The sequence below is a fragment of the Citrobacter sp. wls613 genome (assembly GCF_005281195.1).
Taxonomy (GTDB): domain Bacteria; phylum Pseudomonadota; class Gammaproteobacteria; order Enterobacterales; family Enterobacteriaceae; genus Citrobacter; species Citrobacter gillenii.
The window spans coordinates 1-15,729 of sequence record NZ_SZXN01000054.1; the positions used below are offsets into that span (position 1 = coordinate 1).

Sequence of the window (15,729 nt, forward strand, 5' to 3'; positions counted from 1 at the left end):
ATCCCCGTCAATACGGTTCTCGCTGCACGCTTACCGTGAAACCACCTACGGGTGGTTTTGTTGTGCCTGTAATTTGTTGACCCGCATCGGCATCTTTTCTAAGGGCAAGGTTTCAATAGGCATCTACCTGCGAATCGGTGCACCCATCATAAATCCTCCGCGGGCCGGGTTATTACTGAACCCATCTCGGGCGGGATTGTAACTCTGGTTCTGAAAACGGTTAAACATAATGGGATCGCCAATGCCATCCTGAATCGCAAAAGGCCGATGGATTTTGTTGTGGGACCTGAGCGTGAAACCGAAATCCTCCGTTCCTCCAACGATGATGACGCTGTTGCCGGTAGACAGCGCCGCACTTAATTCACGCTCTCTTGCGGCCTGGTCCTGTAAGGTGCTGGCAATAGCACAGAATGACGTCATCAACAGTACGGTGAAGGCGAAGTATGAACGTACCCGTGGCCTTTTCATGATGAATACCTGATAAAAATGTGGCTATTCAAGTATAGCGTTTGGCAGCGTTGGTACCCGACGTAGGTATGATTAATTTTACCGCTGTGTCTGTGAAAATAATGATTATCCAGCCAGTCAGCACCGCTGAATTCCCCCCTATAATGAAAGCAGGTAACAGGTGATAGCTCCTGTTTGCAGACCCTACTGATGCAGGAGACGATCATGAGAGGCTTACTCTCTTTGACGATGATGTCTGCAACGTTACTCGTTTTTAGCGCGATAGCGTATCCAGTAGCAGTGAGCGTTGCTGTGGCGTCTGTGCCGTCGCAAGGCCCCATCAGTCGTTATCAACAAAGGTTTGATCAAATACAATCCTATCAGGTTGTTATGCGTTCCTCGTCCACGACAGAGGCGAGCAAAATTATTCGCTATAGCTATAAAAAACCCGGCTATGTACGAATGGACTTCACCCAACCGCATGCTGGTGCGGTACTGACCTATAACCCCGATAGTGGGAAGGTGACGTTGTGGCCATTTGGGCTAGGAACGTTGCCTGTTTTGACGCTGTCGCCCACTAATTCACTGATTCAGGATGAGCGCGGTCATCGTGTGGACCGGTCTGACATCGGCGTTTTGCTGGGGAATATTCGCCGTCTGCAGCGTGAGGGAACCACCACCACCCTTGGCGTGGAGAATCTATCCGGGCGCTTGGTCACCTATGTCTCGGTGGTGGGGCCGAAGGCAATGGTTGTTGATGGTGTTCATCGCTATGACCTTTGGTTAGATAACTATTATGGGCTGCCTGCCAAAGTGATGAGCTACACGCTGGAGGGAAAACTGCTGGAAACGGTGCTTATGGACTCACTGATCGTTAACGTCCGTTTTCCTGCCAATTTCTTCACGCCTTGAAGGAGCCAGCGCAATGGCCGAATATCAGTTTTCTACCGTCTGGCGGGTTGAGGCGTCACTCCAGGAGGTCTGGGAGGTGTTCTCGCATCCGGACCAGTGGCCAGAGTGGTGGGTAAGTCTGGAGCGAGTCACCGAAATTAAGAAAGGTGATGGGATGGGTATCGGCGCGTTGCACCGTTATACCTGGAAAGGGGCGCTGCCGTATCGTTTAACCTTTGATATTAATGTACTGAATATTCAGCCGTGTTCTCTGCTCGAAGGAGAAGCCTGCGGTGAGGTTGAAGGTCGTGGGGTATGGTCTTTTGTCGAATTAGGTAAGGAGACACTCGTCAGATACGACTGGAACATTCGCACCACGCTTCGCTGGATGAACTATCTTGCCCCGCTGGCAGCCCCCGTATTTCGCTGGAATCACGATACGGTTATGCGCGAGGGCGCAAGAGGACTGGCCCGCAAATTAGGCGCTCCTGTGTATATGTTTTAATTTAATGGCGAGCCAGGTAAAGGGACTCGCATATTTTATGCATTCTTTGCCTTTTTTCTTATTGCGCCTGTACTCTTGTGGTCGAAAGTGGCTTAATCGGTTCTCTTTTCATTCACAGTTAACAGGTCTGTTATTGATGAATAATTCCCATCGACTCGCCTTTTTACGTCAGCGTCTGTCTGCTGTGATGATCGCCTACGCTCGCCGTGGCTCAACTCTCATAATATGGACAGACAGCAATGCAACGTCGCCAGTTTCTTAAAAATAGCGTACTCCTTTCTGCCGCCGGATTCGTCGGCCCTTCGATAGTTAGCCAGACAGTACAAGCCGCAGAGCCGTTAGCAGCGCCGGTGGCGCGTCGACGTTTTGTGTTATCACAAACCTATCAGCTCAATCCACCTCAGGGATCGCGTGGCGTGGTGAAGCTGTGGATACCGCTGCCGGTAGACACCGCGTTTCAGCAGATGACAAACCTTGTCTTTACCGGCAATTATAAGCAGGCGTACGTCACCACTAATAACACCTACGGCGCCAAAACGCTGTTTGCCAGTTGGCCCGATTCGCAGGGTGAGTTGCTGATAAAGGTCGATATTGAGATTGAAACGACCGACTGGGAACCGCTGAAACATGACGCGCTAAAAACCTGGCAAGCGCCGGCGCAGATTATTTACCCGCTGGATGTCAAACCGTATCTGCTGCCGACAGCGCATACGCCCATCGATGGCCTGGTTCAGGAAACCGCGCGTAAAATTACCGGGACGGAGCAGGACCCACTGAAAAAAGCACGCCTTATTTATGAGTGGGTGAGTCGCTATATGGAGCGTGATAATGACGTGATTGGCTGCGGGACAGGCGATGTCGCAGAGATCCTGAAAAGCGGCAAGCTTAAGGGAAAATGTACCGACATGAGTTCCGTTTTTGTGGCCCTGGCTAGGGCTAGCGGCATTCCTGCGCGTGAACTGTTTGGCATCCGCCTGGGGAAAGCCACTAAGCTGGAACGCTATTCGAAAAGCGCGTTTGGCAAAGCCGACAGCGCAGGGGTTGCCGATGTTAGTGGTGGACAGCACTGTCGTGCTGAGTTCTATCTGGCCGGTTACGGCTGGTTGCCGTGCGACCCGGCAGACGTGACCAAAATGCGTTTGGCAGAGAAAAAAGCCCATCAGGATGCCGATGTCCAGGCCGTCAACGCTTACCTGTTTGGTAACTGGGAAATGAACTGGGTGGGTTTCAACTACGGACGCGATTTTGAACTGTATCCGGCAACCGAGCAGGGTGCGATGAACAACTTTGGTTACCCTTATGCTGAAGTGGACGGCGATCCGATCAATTTCTATGACCCTAAAGCGTTCTCTTACCGCTATGTCGCAACAGAACAACGCTAAGGGGGCGGGATTAACCCTGCTGACGGCTGCTGCGGCGGCTGTCACCGCAGGTCTGTGCTGCGTCGGGCCGCTGTTATATCTGCTGTTTGGTATTTCCGCGGCGGGCTTTGCGGTATTCACCCAGGCTGAATTTTTACGTATCCCCCTGATGGTGCTGACGTTAGGGTTATTATTACGCGTCTTCTGGCGACTCTATTTTTCTAAACGGCTGTGGTGCACCGGGCGGTTAACCTTGACGCAGATGCGCGTTCTGTACTGGTTCGCCGTGGCGCTGATTTTGCCGGTGTTATTCTACCCCACGCTGGTGGCCTGGTTTTATGAGGTGTTTGAATGAAAAAAGTAATGCTGCTGGGATGGTTATTACTGCCGTTATGGGTACAGGCCGCCAATCAAAAAGTGGTGCTGGATATCCAAAATATGACCTGCTCGCTGTGCGTTATTTCGGTGAACCAGGCGCTGCGCGAAACCGACGGCGTGATCAAAGCCAAATCTTCGCTTAAGACTCGACAGGCCGAAGCCATCGTGCCCCACGGTTTTTCTACTGATACGCTGCTGAACGCAGTGGCGAAAACCGGATACACGGCCACGCTAAACCGTATTGAGCAACAGTAAGCCGTTTATGCCTATTGGTATCAGTTATTCTGCCAGCCATGTAAGATACTCACAGGCAGGAATTATTGACTAAGGAAAAGCGTTATGAAAACGGGACCGTTAAACGAGAGCGAGCTGGAATGGCTGGATGATGTACTGACCAAGTACAATACCGACAAAGCGATTCTGGATGTCTCAGAGCTGGACGGCTTGCTGACGGCAGTGCTCAGTTCACCTTTTGAAATTGAGCCAGAGCAGTGGCTGGTCGCGATATGGGGCGGCGCGCAGTATGTCCCTCGCTGGTCATCCGAAAAAGAAATGGCACGTTTTATGAACCTGGCGTTTCAGCACATGGCGGATACCGCCGATCGTCTGGATGAATTCCCGGAGCAGTTTGAACCGTTGTTTGGCCTGCGCGAAATTGAAGGCCATGAGCTGACGATTGTGGAAGAGTGGTGCTTTGGCTATATGCGCGGTGTGGCGTTGTCTGACTGGTCCACATTACCGGATTCGTTAAAACCCGCGCTTGAGGCGATTGCGCTGCACGGGACGGAAGAAAACTTCGAGGTGGTGGAAAAACTGACCCCAGAGGCGTTTGAAGAGAGCGTTGAGGCTATCCGTCTGGCGGCGCTGGATCTACACGCGTATTGGATGGCGCACCCGCAGGAAGCCCCGGCAAAGGTACCGGTTAAAGTCGATGCCAAGGTAGGACGTAACGATCCGTGCCCGTGCGGCAGCGGTAAAAAATATAAGCAGTGCTGTTTGCACTAAGACAATGGGGGCATTAAGCCCCCTTTTTTTTAACCCACTTCTGGCAGCAGTCCTGCCGCAATTGAAAACTGCACCGCTATCACCACAACACCGCAAATAAACACCAGTGCCAGTGCCGGAGCACCGCCGGCAACGCGATACGTCGCCTGAGGATTGTGTTTTCTGCTCTGCCAGACCAGCATCGACGGGATCAGCAGCGCCAGCACCGCGAGGGCCACGCCTGCGTATCCCAGTGCCATGACAAACCCGCGCGGGTAGAAGAGGGCGAAGGCCAACGGCGGCAGGAATGTCACTATGCCGGTCTGCAATCTTCCGGCTGCAGTATTACGGCGCTGGAAGAGGTCAGCCAGATAATCAAATAAGCCCAGCGCCACACCCAGGAAGGAGGTCGCCAGTGCGAGGTCGGCAAACAGATGCACTGCCAGCTCAACGTGCGGTGAGGCCACCACTTCACGTAACGCCTGTAATAAACCGTTTAAGCCCGCATGATCGGCGAGCAGCCCCATAAAGGTTGATGAGTTGATACTGCCGAGTGTGGCCAACTGCCAGAAAATATAGGCGACCAGCGGGATGGCGCTACCGGTAATAAACACCCAGCGTAATTTACGGATATTGCCGTTCATATAGCTGACAATGCTGGGAACGCTGCCGTGAAAACCGAATGAAGTGAAGATAACCGGAATGGCAGAAAGCGCCAGACCCTGCTGCAGCGGTAGCGTGAGGAGATTGACTTTATGGACGTGCGGCATCAGCAACGCCAGCATAACGACCAGAAAAATAATTTTGGCGCTGAACAGCAGGCGGTTGAACAGATCAACCAATGAAGTGCCTACACATACCACCCCCCCGGCAACAAAGGTGAACAGTAATACGCCCATCGTTGGGGATATGCTGGTGCCGGTCCAATCACTGATGCTCGAGGCCAAAAGTTCACCCGCACCGCTGATGTACGCCGCTGTGAGCGCATACATCAAAAACATCATGCTAAAGCCGGTGATCCACTGTCCGTAGCGACCGAGATAGCGTTTTGCCAGCGTGCCGAGTCCGGTGTCTGCCGGGACATGCTGATACACTTCGAGCAGCAACAGCGCGGTGTAGCACATCAGTGCCCATAGCCCAACTAACAACACCAGCGTGACGCTAAATCCCACGCCCGCCGCAGCCAATGGCATCGCCAGCATACCGGCGCCAATCGTGGTTCCCGCCACGATAAAAACACTACCCAGAGTTCTATTCTTCACGCTTTCCTCTGTCCCAGAGATAGTCAACAGTTGTATCTGCGGCGCAGAGTAAGGCATAACGCTATTTTCGTCAAATGACCGTTACAATACGTGTATAATTATATTTACACTTGGTGAGTGGTTAAGATGTATTCCAGATGACATTTTTCTGCGTTAGCGCAAAGCAGCATAAAGCCGTTCACATTAGGCTATGGGCTTTATTGAGGAGAATGTATGGAATCTATTCACGGCCACGAAGTACTCAACATGATGATTGAGTCTGGCGAACAGTATTCAAATGCCAGCCTTGAAGCGGCAATTACAGCACGTTTTGGCGAGCAGGCACGTTTTCATACCTGTTCTGCTGAGGGCATGACGGCGGCTGAGCTGGTGGCGTTCTTAGCAGCGAAGGGGAAGTTTATTGCCAGAGACGACGGCTTCTCTACGCACGAAAGTAAGATCTGCCGCCATTAATATTCCTGGCTAACGGTGGTATAGCGCCACCGTTAGCCAACAGAATTAATTCTGTGTATCAAGCGTGGCCAGTTCTCTGTCGATGAAATAAAGACCTTCACCGCTTTTGCCTGCCAGCGTTAATTTATCAATAACCGATTTAAATAATTTCTCTTCTTCGTGCTGCTCGGCAACATACCATTGCAGGAAATTAAAGGTCGGATAATCCTGATGGGTCATTGCCGCATGCGCCAGTTCATTAATTTTCTGGGTGATCAGCTGTTCGTGTTCATAGGTAACGCGGAACAGTTCATCCAGTGACGCGTATTCAGCAAACGGTGATGGCACGGTATTAATGCACGGCAAGCTGCCGGTGTCGGTCAGGTAGTCAAACAGACGCTGCATATGCGTCATCTCTTCCTGTGCATGGCGACGCAGGAACGCGGCGGCGCCTTCAAAGCTGTGATAGCTGCACCACGCACTCATCTGTTGGTAGAGCAGAGATGAATATAATTCAAGATTCATTTGCTCATTCAGTTGGTCGATCATTTCTGTTTTCAGCATGGTTCTGCTCCACGAACGGTAATTATATATTGATGTGGCATCACTATAATTTGTTATTTATTTATTTGCAAAAGGTAAAATAATAATTTTAATTATTAAAAATGCGAATGGGAATAAAACGCATTAACGATATTAGATCGTAAAAATAAACCCGGCGTAATAAAAGACCAGCAGCAATATGCTGGTCTGCATATTAGTAATTAAAAGAGGGGGATTGTGGGACGGCGACGCCGTGGCACTGCCAGGCGAGCGTGATGGTGGTATTCATGCACAAGGAACCGGCATAAACGCTGCAGGTGGCAACCGGTTGGCCAAACGCCACCGCGCTGGCGTATCCCATCCGCTGACATTCCTTTGTCGCCGTACCCTGGGCAACATAATCGTCGGTACGAGCCGTCTGCAGCATGGCCTGGTTGTAAGTCAAGCGCACTACACCGGTGATAGGGCTGGCTTCGCTGACCTGTGCCTGTTTAGTGATAGTGCATCCCGTCAGCACGAGCGGCAATAGGGTTAGGATTAGGGTCTTCATGATATCGCTCTGAAAGTTCGGTGATAGGCTATCCTTGCATACACTGCGGCCTGACAATGGCCTGAATAACTTAACGATCACCTGCAAGTAATCACAACGGCGTCTTCGGCATGAGGCAAATCGGTTGTTTCAAAGGAAAAATGTGAGCACATCATTACTTTTTAAAACTAAATTTCATTAAATTTGAAAGTGAGTTTGCAAAATAGTAATGTGGCCTGAATGTTATGACTCATGGCGGAACCCCCGCGACGTATTCAGGAGAAGACACAATGAAAATTGCATTGATGATGGAAAACAGCCAGGCAAGCAAAAACGCGATCATTCATAACGAGCTTAAAGCCGTTGCTGATGAGAAAGGTTTCCCGGTGTTTAACGTTGGGATGAGCGATGAAAATGACCATCATCTGACCTATATTCATCTTGGCATTATGGCCAGCATTCTGCTCAATTCTAAAGCTGTCGATTTTGTCGTCACCGGTTGCGGTACGGGTCAGGGCGCCATGATGTCGCTGAATATCCATCCGGGCGTCGTGTGCGGCTATTGCCTCGACCCGGCAGATGCGTTCCTGTTCGCACAAATCAACAACGGTAATGCGCTCTCCCTGGCGTTTGCGAAAGGTTTCGGCTGGGGCGCAGAGCTGAACGTACGCTATATGTTCGAAAAAGCCTTCACGGGGCGTAACGGCGAGGGTTATCCGCCGGAGCGTAAAGAGCCACAGGTGCGTAACGCCGGTATTCTGAATCAGGTTAAAGCGGCGGTCGTCAAAGAAAACTATCTTGATACTCTGCGCGCTATCGATCCTGAATTGGTGAAAACGGCTGTATCCGGCCCGCGTTTCCAGCAGTGCTTCTTTGAAAACTGCCAGGACAAAGCGATTGAAGCGTTTGTCCGTGAAATCATTGGCTAAATGCTGTTGGCCCGGCGGCGCACGCTGTCCGGGCTTATCGGTTCTTGTTTGACACCGCACAGCCTGCGTCGCGAGTGAGCCGCAACGTATCCACCATGCCGATCAGGCAAATAATAGCAATTACCACAAAGGCCAGACGGAAGCTAATGCCGGGCACATGGCTCAGCGCCAGCCACTTGCTGACTTCATCACCCATTCTGATGCCAATTGCCGCCAGCGAAATCCCTAACCCTACCGCTAATTGAGTGGCCGTGCTGAACAGCGTATTGGCGTAGCTCATCTGCGAGGCGGGAACATCAGCGAAGGCCAGCGTGCTGACACCGGTAAACTGGATCGAGCGGAACACGCCGCCCAGATACAGCACCAGTAAAATCACCCACACTGGCGTTTGCGGGGTAATCAACGCGCAGGCCAGTAGCGCCAGTACGTTCAGCGCACCGTTAATCAACAGCAGCTTTTTAAAGCCCAGCCAGCGAATCAACGGCGTAGTCGCAGGTTTGATCGTCAGATTGCCGACAAACACCGCCAGCACTAATGAGCCGGCATGAAAGGCGTTCATGCCAAAGCCGACCTGAAACATCAACGGCAGCAAAAAGGGTACCGCGCTGATAGACGCACGAAACAGCGACCCGCCGTACATCGTGACGCGAAACGTCGGGACCTGCAGGGCATCGAGACGAATCATCGGCCAGGCAGCATGGCGAAAATGGCGCAAAGCGAACAGAAAGGTGACGACCCCAAGCGTAAGTAGGCCAGCAGTTAGCCAGCCTTGAGGCTGTTGTGCGCCCAATAACTCCATGGCATACACCAGACTAACCATGGCAACCGAGGTGGCAATAAAGCCGGGGATGTCGAAGGGGCGGCGTTCATCATCATGGATATCGGGGATGAAGCGTAACGCCAGGGCTATCGCCAGTAATCCCAACGGGACATTAATAAAGAAGATCCAGCGCCAGTTGGCATAGCTAGTGATAAACCCGCCGAGCGGGGGACCGATGATAGGGGCGACTAATGCCGGCCAGGTCAGGGTGGCAATGGCAGTGATTAACTGGTGCTTTGGCGTGGTGCGCAGCACCGCGAGGCGACCAACCGGCACCATCAGTGCACCGCCCACTCCCTGTAGGATACGCATCGCTACAAAGCTTTCGAGGCTGGTAGATAACCCGCACAGCACTGAGGCGAGGGTAAAGATGGTCAGCGCCAGACTAAATACCTTACGCGCGCCGAAGCGATCGGCAATCCAGCCGCTGGCAGGGATCAGAACCGCCAGGGTGATCAGATAAGCGCTGATGCCAATGTTGAGATCGACCGCCTCAACGCCAAAGCTTTTTGCCATATCGGGTAGGGCGGTGGCGATGACCGTGCCATCGATAAACTCCATAAAAAAAGCCCCGGCAACGAGCAAGGCCGCCGGGGAGAGGCCACGTTTATTCTCAACCGCTACATCGTTACTCATGTTGTGCTTGCCATCTCAAATGAAATTCACGGGATCTTTTTATTTTCAGTGCAGCTGTACTCTCCGCACTGCTATCGTTTCGCACGCTGAATGGGTACTATGACAACCTTTCTATAAGGAGCTCATTATGTCCCAAACACTGAATGCCGATCAGGAACTGCTCTCGGACGTTGTTGCCTGCCAGCTGGTTATTAAGCAAATTCTGGATGTTATTGATGTCATTGCCCCGGTCGAAGTGCGGGAAAAAATGTCCAGCCAGCTGAAAAGCATCGATTTTTCCAGTCATCCCGCAGGTGGCGATCCGGTTACGATGCGCGCTATTCAAAAAGCCGTTGCGTTGATCGAACTGAAGTTCACGCCGCAAAGTGAGTCTCACTAAAATAAACCGTTGTTTCAGGTTTTAGAAAGGTTTTTTTGCGCCTCTTGGATACAGAGGCGCTGACAGGGTAGTGCCGAGTATCAGTGATGCTGGTGGTTAACGACGTTTAGCAGATGCTTATCCGTTTGCGCCATACACAGTCCGGCGCGTTTGGCGCTACGAACCTCATCAAGAATCGTTTGCAACAGCACACCATCCTGCTGCTGCTCTTTTTCCAGATCGTGAAGAAAATCAACGGTTGGCACATCGTTCAATGCTTCTGCTTCATTTGTTAAGCGTGACAGTGTGTTGGCTCGCTGTTGATATTCATCCAGCGTTTTTTGAAATAAGTCTTCAAGAGATGTCAACTCATCGCCTGGCACGTCGATGGCTTTGACAATGGGGTTGGCACCCGCGCTTTTCATAAAATTAAACACGCGCATCATTTGCGTGACGTTGCTCTGTGCCTGCGTACGCAGAAACGTTGCTGTGCCAGTCAGACTGTGCTCGTAGCACCATTCACTAAGGTGAAGGTAGAGGTTTGATGCATAAAACTCAAGATTCATTTGGGTGTTGAGTTTGTGAACAATTCCAACTGCAGCCATATCAATATCCTTATTTCCAGAAAGGAAAATGTACGTTACTCACGTCAGTACAACGGGCTGCCGTTGCACTTTACATCTACGTACACGTAATACTGTTAGCAGAATAAATCCGTTCTGCCGGTCCTTTATATGATCACTGAGGCAATTCTATGCCGATCGAAAATAAGCATAGCGCCTGCTCACGCATAAGAAAATCCTTAAATCTTCGTATTTATGTTTTTTTACATATTGTTATAAGAATATTCTTGCTCTTAATATTTTGATGTATAGCGGGAGTGAATGTAACGAACTGATTTTAAAGTTGTTAAAGTTAAATAAAGATAATGAAATGGCGTTTCATATCACAAAATTAAATTTTCCGACAAGGTATCCTCGGTGCGAGTTCTCAATATTTGACGTTTTTTTTGCGCCTGATCAATTTTACTGAATTTCATTAATCAAATGACATTAATAATTCGATATTTATGGTTTGATTGATGTGGATAAATCGAGGAGTTAAGTATGAAAAAGGTCGCGGTGCTGCTGGCACCCGGTTTTGAAGAGGCTGAAGCCATTGTCACCATCGATATTCTTCGCCGTCTGCATATTGATGTTGAGACGCTGGCCTGCGCCGAGTCCCGTGCGGTAGTGAGCTATCACGATATTCCGATGGTCACTGACAGCACCCTGGCTGCCCGCCTGGAGACGATGTATGACGCCGTCGTGTTACCCGGTGGGCCGCAGGGCAGCGTGAATCTTGCCGCCAGCGATGCGGTTGTCCAGTTTATTGCGCGTCATGATGCCGCCGGAAAACTGATTTGTCCGGTGTGCTCGGCCGCCGCCCGGGTTCTGGGAGGCAACGGCCTGCTGAAGGGCCGTCGCTACGTGTGCTCAGGGGATTTGTGGCAAAACGTCACGGAGGGTGAATACATCGACGCGCCGGTAGTCGAAGATGGCAATCTGATCAGCGGCAAAGGCTTAGGTCATATTTTTGATTTTGCTTTTGCCGTTTCTGCTCGTCTGCTGGAAGATGATGCCCCTGTTCGCGACCATGCCGAACATATTTATTACCCCTGGTAATCATTGCGTTCCCGAATGTGTGCATTCGGGAACAAGGATTCACTGACTGACGTTATGGATTAATCTGCTACACCTCATTTTTCCCACCAAAAAAACCGCGTTTTTTTATGTCATTTCCCACTGAATTTATGTACGCAATTACTGTAATTCTGTGGTGTGATGCCGCTCTCTTATGGAGAATCAATTTCCCGCTACAACTACTCTCAGCACTGGCATTGATCTTATCAATAAAAGGTAATGCCTTGTTTTACGTCCGAATTACAAAAAATCGTCTGATTTTACCCTACATAAAAGAACGTTAAAGCTGGAGTTAACCATGCACAAATTCACTAAAGCGCTGGCGGCCATCGGTTTGGCTGCCGTTATGTCACAATCCGCTATCGCTGAATCCATGAAGCTCGGTTTCCTGGTCAAGCAGCCGGAAGAACCCTGGTTCCAGACTGAATGGAAATTTGCGGATAAAGCCGGTAAAGACCTTGGTTTTGAAGTGATTAAGATTGCCGTCCCGGATGGTGAGAAAACCCTGAATGCCATCGACAGCCTTGCGGCAAGTGGCGCAAAAGGCTTTGTTATTTGTACGCCGGATCCCAAGCTCGGGCCTGCGATTATGGCAAAGGCGCGTGGCTATGACATGAAAGTGATCGCTGTCGATGACCAGTTTGCCAACGCCAAAGGTAAGCCGATGGACACCGTGCCGCTGGTGATGATGGCGGCCACTAAAATTGGTGAGCGTCAGGGCGAGGAATTGTACAAAGAAATGCAAAAACGCGGCTGGGATGTGAAATCTTCTGCCGTGATGGCGATAACCGCCAACGAACTTGATACCGCGCGTCGTCGTACGTCCGGTTCAATGGACGCGCTCAAAGCGGCTGGCTTCCCGGAAAAACAGATCTATCAGGTTCCGACCAAATCTAACGATATCCCCGGCGCATTCGACGCCGCGAACTCCATGCTGGTTCAGCATCCTGAAGTTAAACACTGGTTGATTGTCGGCATGAATGACAACACCGTGCTGGGTGGCGTGCGTGCGACCGAAGGGCAGGGCTTTAAAGCACCAAACGTGATTGGTATCGGCATCAACGGCGTCGATGCGATTAGCGAACTGTCTAAAGGTGAAGCGACCGGCTTCTACGGCTCACTGCTGCCAAGCCCGGACGTACACGGCTATAAATCCAGTGAAATGCTTTACAACTGGGTGACTAAAGGGGCAGAGCCGCCGGCATTTACTGAAGTGACAGATGTGGTGCTGATCACCCGCGATAACTTCAAAGAAGAGCTGGCGAAAAAAGGGTTAGGCGGCAAGTAATACGTCATGCCGGATAAGACAAAATGTCTCTTATCCGGCCAACACATTACGCCCTCAGTAGACCGGATAAGGCAACGCCGCTATCCGGCAACAGATTAGATTCACGGAGACGTTATGCAACAGTCTACCCCGTATCTCTCATTTCGCGGCATTGGCAAAACCTTCCCTGGCGTTAAGGCGCTAACGGATATTAGCTTTGACTGCTATGCCGGTCAGGTGCATGCACTGATGGGTGAAAATGGCGCCGGGAAATCAACATTATTAAAAATTCTCAGCGGTAACTATGCGCCAACGACGGGTTCTTTGGTGATCCGCGGCGAGGAGGTTTCGTTTGCGGACACCACCACCGCGCTGAACGCCGGTGTCGCCATTATTTACCAGGAACTGCATCTGGTGCCGGAAATGACCGTCGCCGAGAATATTTACTTAGGCCAACTGCCCCACAAGGGTGGGATTGTGAACCGCTCGCTGCTGAACTACGAAGCCGGTTTACAGCTAAAACATTTGGGGATGGATATCGATCCGGCCACGCCGTTGAAATATCTCTCCATTGGGCAGTGGCAAATGGTGGAAATTGCCAAAGCGCTGGCGCGTAACGCCAAAATCATCGCATTTGACGAGCCGACCAGCTCGCTTTCCGCCAGGGAGATAGAGAATCTGTTCCGCGTTATTCGCGAACTGCGCAACGAAGGGCGCATCATTCTGTATGTCTCGCACCGTATGGAAGAGATCTTCGCCCTCAGCGATGCGATTACCGTGTTTAAAGATGGGCAGTACGTTAAGACATTTACCGATATGCAGCAGGTCGATCACGAGGCGCTGGTGCAGGCCATGGTGGGGCGTGACCTCGGCGATATCTACGGCTGGAAATCTCGACCGTATGGCACAGAACGCCTGCGTTTGCATGAGGTTAAAGCGCCAGGCGTGCGTACGCCGATCAGTTTATCGGTGCGCAGTGGTGAAATCGTTGGGCTGTTTGGTCTGGTCGGGGCCGGGCGTAGCGAACTGATGAAAGGGCTGTTTGGCGGAACACGAATCACCGAAGGTCAGGTGTTTATTGATGAAAAGCCGATTGATATCCGTAAACCCAGCCACGCGATTGAGGCCGGCATGATGCTGTGCCCGGAAGACCGCAAAGCCGAAGGAATTATTCCGGTCCATTCGGTTCGTAACAACATCAATATTAGCGCCCGGCGTAAACATGTTCTGGGCGGATGCCTGATTAACAACGGTTGGGAAGAGACTAACGCTGACCACCATATCCGCTCACTCAATATTAAAACGCCGGGAGCAGAGCAGCTGATCATGAACCTCTCTGGTGGTAACCAGCAGAAGGCGATTCTCGGCCGCTGGTTATCGGAAGATATGAAGGTGATTTTGCTCGATGAACCGACGCGCGGCATCGATGTGGGCGCGAAGCATGAAATTTATAACGTTATTTATGCCCTGGCGGCGCGCGGTGTTGCCGTGCTGTTTGCCTCCAGTGACTTGCCGGAAGTTCTTGGCGTCGCCGACCGTATTGTGGTGATGCGAGAAGGTGAAATTGCCGGTGTGTTGCTCCACGAACAGGCGGATGAGCGTCAGGCGTTGAGCCTTGCTATGCCTAAAGTCAGCCAGGCTGTAGCCTGAATAAGGAGAGTATGATGTCTTCCGTTTCTACATCGGGTTCTGGCGCAACCAAATCAGCGCTTAATCTTGGCAGAATTTGGGATCAGTACGGGATGCTGGTGGTGTTCGCCGTGCTGTTTCTGGTGTGCGCCCTCTTTGTGCCGAACTTTGCCTCCTTTATTAATATGAAGGGGCTGGGCCTGGCGGTTTCTATGTCGGGAATGGTCGCATGTGGGATGCTGTTTTGCCTGGCCTCCGGCGACTTTGACCTCTCCGTTGCGTCTGTAATTGCCTGTGCCGGGGTTACCACCGCGGTGGTCATCAACATGACCGAAAGTCTGTGGATAGGCGTCGCCGCCGGGTTGCTGCTGGGGGTTCTTTGCGGCCTGGTGAACGGCTTCGTGATTGCCCGTTTAAAAATAAACGCGCTGATTACCACGCTGGCGACCATGCAGATTGTGCGCGGTCTGGCCTACATTATCTCTGACGGTAAAGCGGTTGGAATCGAAGATGAGCGCTTCTTCGCCCTCGGCTATGCGAACTGGCTGGGTCTGCCTGCGCCTATTTGGTTAACCGTTGGCTGCTTCATTATTTTTGGCTTACTGCTGAATAAAACCACCTTTGGGCGTAACACGCTGGCTATTGGCGGTAATGAAGAAGCGGCGCGTCTGGCAGGTGTTCCGGTTGTCCGTACGAAGATTATTATCTTCATTCTTTCCGGTTTGGTCTCGGCCGTTGCGGGGATTATTCTGGCGTCGCGTATGACCAGCGGCCAGCCAATGACGTCTATTGGCTATGAATTGATAGTGATTTCAGCGTGCGTGCTGGGGGGCGTTTCGCTGAAAGGTGGCATCGGAAAAATCTCATATGTGGTAGCCGGGGTGTTGATCCTCGGGACGGTTGAAAACGCAATGAACCTGCTGAACATTTCGCCGTTCGCCCAGTACGTTGTCCGTGGCCTAATCCTGCTGGCGGCGGTGATCTTCGACCGCTACAAGCAAAAAGCGAAGCGTACTATTTGATGATTTAACGGCCAACTTTTCAGTTTAGCTCCTCCCAATCGCCAGCCGGTATAG

19 protein-coding genes are annotated in these 15,729 nt (G+C 51.3%); 13 read left to right on the forward strand and 6 right to left on the reverse strand.

Annotation, left to right across the window (positions count from 1 at the left end; all coding sequences use genetic code 11):
- Positions 1–123: 123 nt before the first annotated feature.
- On the reverse strand, positions 124–468 hold the full coding sequence (locus FDX01_RS09380; protein WP_137399676.1) for a hypothetical protein: 345 nt from the start codon (positions 466–468) through the stop codon (positions 124–126).
- 369 nt (positions 469–837) lie between these two features.
- Between FDX01_RS09380 and FDX01_RS09385 the strand changes: the two genes are divergently transcribed.
- From FDX01_RS09385 to FDX01_RS09410, 6 genes are all read left to right on the forward strand, one after another.
- Positions 838–1,359, forward strand: a complete 522-nt coding sequence (locus FDX01_RS09385) for a DUF1571 domain-containing protein (RefSeq protein ID WP_246864793.1) — start codon at positions 838–840, stop codon at positions 1,357–1,359.
- 13 nt (positions 1,360–1,372) lie between these two features.
- Positions 1,373–1,843 carry an SRPBCC family protein gene (locus FDX01_RS09390; RefSeq protein ID WP_137399677.1) on the forward strand — a complete coding sequence of 157 codons (471 nt, stop codon included), beginning with the start codon at positions 1,373–1,375 and terminating at the stop codon, positions 1,841–1,843.
- 239 nt (positions 1,844–2,082) lie between these two features.
- Positions 2,083–3,225, forward strand: a complete 1,143-nt coding sequence (locus FDX01_RS09395) for a transglutaminase family protein (RefSeq protein WP_137399678.1) — start codon at positions 2,083–2,085, stop codon at positions 3,223–3,225.
- The gene (locus FDX01_RS09400; protein ID WP_137399679.1) at positions 3,203–3,559 is read left to right on the forward strand and encodes a mercuric transporter MerT family protein; all 357 of its coding nucleotides are present in this window, start codon (positions 3,203–3,205) and stop codon (positions 3,557–3,559) included. Before FDX01_RS09395 ends, FDX01_RS09400 begins: the two co-directional genes overlap by 23 nt.
- On the forward strand, positions 3,556–3,837 hold the full coding sequence (locus tag FDX01_RS09405; protein ID WP_096757480.1) for a heavy metal-associated domain-containing protein: 282 nt from the start codon (positions 3,556–3,558) through the stop codon (positions 3,835–3,837). The genes FDX01_RS09400 and FDX01_RS09405 overlap by 4 nt, the downstream gene beginning before the upstream one ends.
- A gap of 84 nt (positions 3,838–3,921) precedes the next feature.
- The gene (locus FDX01_RS09410) at positions 3,922–4,587 is read left to right on the forward strand and encodes a YecA family protein (protein WP_096757479.1); all 666 of its coding nucleotides are present in this window, start codon (positions 3,922–3,924) and stop codon (positions 4,585–4,587) included.
- Positions 4,588–4,616: 29 nt separating this feature from the next.
- On the opposite strand, the gene tyrP is transcribed toward FDX01_RS09410, so the two are convergent.
- Positions 4,617–5,828, reverse strand: a complete 1,212-nt coding sequence (tyrP, locus tag FDX01_RS09415) for a tyrosine transporter TyrP (protein WP_137399680.1) — start codon at positions 5,826–5,828, stop codon at positions 4,617–4,619.
- A 213-nt stretch (positions 5,829–6,041) separates the two neighbouring features.
- Here tyrP and FDX01_RS09420 point away from each other — a divergent pair, with 213 nt between their 5' ends.
- On the forward strand, positions 6,042–6,281 hold the full coding sequence (locus tag FDX01_RS09420; RefSeq protein WP_096757478.1) for a YecH family metal-binding protein: 240 nt from the start codon (positions 6,042–6,044) through the stop codon (positions 6,279–6,281).
- Positions 6,282–6,326: 45 nt separating this feature from the next.
- On the opposite strand, the gene ftnA is transcribed toward FDX01_RS09420, so the two are convergent.
- Both ftnA and FDX01_RS09430 read right to left on the reverse strand, forming a co-directional pair.
- Positions 6,327–6,824, reverse strand: a complete 498-nt coding sequence (ftnA, locus tag FDX01_RS09425) for a non-heme ferritin (RefSeq protein ID WP_096757477.1) — start codon at positions 6,822–6,824, stop codon at positions 6,327–6,329.
- Positions 6,825–7,017: 193 nt separating this feature from the next.
- Positions 7,018–7,353 carry a YecR-like lipofamily protein gene (locus FDX01_RS09430; RefSeq protein WP_117341916.1) on the reverse strand — a complete coding sequence of 112 codons (336 nt, stop codon included), beginning with the start codon at positions 7,351–7,353 and terminating at the stop codon, positions 7,018–7,020.
- A gap of 269 nt (positions 7,354–7,622) precedes the next feature.
- On the opposite strand from FDX01_RS09430, the gene FDX01_RS09435 reads away from it, so the two are divergent.
- Positions 7,623–8,261 (forward strand): RpiB/LacA/LacB family sugar-phosphate isomerase, encoded by a 639-nt coding sequence (locus FDX01_RS09435; protein ID WP_115258802.1) that lies wholly within the window; start codon positions 7,623–7,625, stop codon positions 8,259–8,261.
- 34 nt (positions 8,262–8,295) lie between these two features.
- Here FDX01_RS09435 and FDX01_RS09440 read toward each other — a convergent pair whose 3' ends face one another.
- Complete coding sequence (locus FDX01_RS09440) at positions 8,296–9,717, reverse strand: MFS transporter (RefSeq protein WP_137399681.1); 1,422 nt, start codon at positions 9,715–9,717, stop codon at positions 8,296–8,298.
- Positions 9,718–9,844: 127 nt separating this feature from the next.
- Between FDX01_RS09440 and FDX01_RS09445 the strand changes: the two genes are divergently transcribed.
- Positions 9,845–10,096, forward strand: a complete 252-nt coding sequence (locus FDX01_RS09445) for a DUF2766 family protein (protein ID WP_096757473.1) — start codon at positions 9,845–9,847, stop codon at positions 10,094–10,096.
- A gap of 80 nt (positions 10,097–10,176) precedes the next feature.
- Here FDX01_RS09445 and FDX01_RS09450 read toward each other — a convergent pair whose 3' ends face one another.
- The gene (locus FDX01_RS09450; protein WP_137399682.1) at positions 10,177–10,680 is read right to left on the reverse strand and encodes a non-heme ferritin-like protein; all 504 of its coding nucleotides are present in this window, start codon (positions 10,678–10,680) and stop codon (positions 10,177–10,179) included.
- A gap of 501 nt (positions 10,681–11,181) precedes the next feature.
- On the opposite strand from FDX01_RS09450, the gene FDX01_RS09455 reads away from it, so the two are divergent.
- From FDX01_RS09455 to araH, 4 genes are all read left to right on the forward strand, one after another.
- Positions 11,182–11,739: a DJ-1/PfpI family protein gene (locus FDX01_RS09455; protein ID WP_115258799.1), complete on the forward strand. Its 558-nt coding sequence runs from the start codon at positions 11,182–11,184 to the stop codon at positions 11,737–11,739.
- Between the two features lie 316 nt (positions 11,740–12,055).
- Entirely contained in the window at positions 12,056–13,045 is a 990-nt protein-coding gene (locus FDX01_RS09460; protein ID WP_115258798.1) for an arabinose ABC transporter substrate-binding protein, read from the forward strand.
- 114 nt (positions 13,046–13,159) lie between these two features.
- On the forward strand, positions 13,160–14,674 hold the full coding sequence (araG, locus tag FDX01_RS09465; protein WP_115258797.1) for an L-arabinose ABC transporter ATP-binding protein AraG: 1,515 nt from the start codon (positions 13,160–13,162) through the stop codon (positions 14,672–14,674).
- A gap of 14 nt (positions 14,675–14,688) precedes the next feature.
- Positions 14,689–15,675, forward strand: coding sequence for an L-arabinose ABC transporter permease AraH (gene araH, locus FDX01_RS09470; RefSeq protein WP_096757468.1), 987 nt, complete (start codon positions 14,689–14,691; stop codon positions 15,673–15,675).
- Positions 15,676–15,729: the final 54 nt, after the last annotated feature.

Bases quoted from the DNA above. Each gene is read 5' to 3' on its own strand.
- FDX01_RS09420 (WP_096757478.1), top strand. From the start codon at position 6,042: ATGGAATCTATTCACGGCCACGAAGTACTCAACATGATGATTGAGTCT.
- FDX01_RS09445 (WP_096757473.1), top strand. From the start codon at position 9,845: ATGTCCCAAACACTGAATGCCGATCAGGAACTGCTCTCGGACGTTGTT.
- FDX01_RS09405 (WP_096757480.1), top strand. From the start codon at position 3,556: ATGAAAAAAGTAATGCTGCTGGGATGGTTATTACTGCCGTTATGGGTA.
- FDX01_RS09390 (WP_137399677.1), top strand. From the start codon at position 1,373: ATGGCCGAATATCAGTTTTCTACCGTCTGGCGGGTTGAGGCGTCACTC.
- FDX01_RS09455 (WP_115258799.1), top strand. From the start codon at position 11,182: ATGAAAAAGGTCGCGGTGCTGCTGGCACCCGGTTTTGAAGAGGCTGAA.
- FDX01_RS09435 (WP_115258802.1), top strand. From the start codon at position 7,623: ATGAAAATTGCATTGATGATGGAAAACAGCCAGGCAAGCAAAAACGCG.
- FDX01_RS09430 (WP_117341916.1), bottom strand. From the start codon at position 7,353: ATGAAGACCCTAATCCTAACCCTATTGCCGCTCGTGCTGACGGGATGC.
- FDX01_RS09440 (WP_137399681.1), bottom strand. From the start codon at position 9,717: ATGAGTAACGATGTAGCGGTTGAGAATAAACGTGGCCTCTCCCCGGCG.
- FDX01_RS09385 (WP_246864793.1), top strand. From the start codon at position 838: ATGCGTTCCTCGTCCACGACAGAGGCGAGCAAAATTATTCGCTATAGC.
- FDX01_RS09400 (WP_137399679.1), top strand. From the start codon at position 3,203: ATGTCGCAACAGAACAACGCTAAGGGGGCGGGATTAACCCTGCTGACG.
- FDX01_RS09395 (WP_137399678.1), top strand. From the start codon at position 2,083: ATGCAACGTCGCCAGTTTCTTAAAAATAGCGTACTCCTTTCTGCCGCC.
- FDX01_RS09410 (WP_096757479.1), top strand. From the start codon at position 3,922: ATGAAAACGGGACCGTTAAACGAGAGCGAGCTGGAATGGCTGGATGAT.
- FDX01_RS09380 (WP_137399676.1), bottom strand. From the start codon at position 468: ATGAAAAGGCCACGGGTACGTTCATACTTCGCCTTCACCGTACTGTTG.
- araH (WP_096757468.1), top strand. From the start codon at position 14,689: ATGTCTTCCGTTTCTACATCGGGTTCTGGCGCAACCAAATCAGCGCTT.
- ftnA (WP_096757477.1), bottom strand. From the start codon at position 6,824: ATGCTGAAAACAGAAATGATCGACCAACTGAATGAGCAAATGAATCTT.
- FDX01_RS09460 (WP_115258798.1), top strand. From the start codon at position 12,056: ATGCACAAATTCACTAAAGCGCTGGCGGCCATCGGTTTGGCTGCCGTT.
- araG (WP_115258797.1), top strand. From the start codon at position 13,160: ATGCAACAGTCTACCCCGTATCTCTCATTTCGCGGCATTGGCAAAACC.
- FDX01_RS09450 (WP_137399682.1), bottom strand. From the start codon at position 10,680: ATGGCTGCAGTTGGAATTGTTCACAAACTCAACACCCAAATGAATCTT.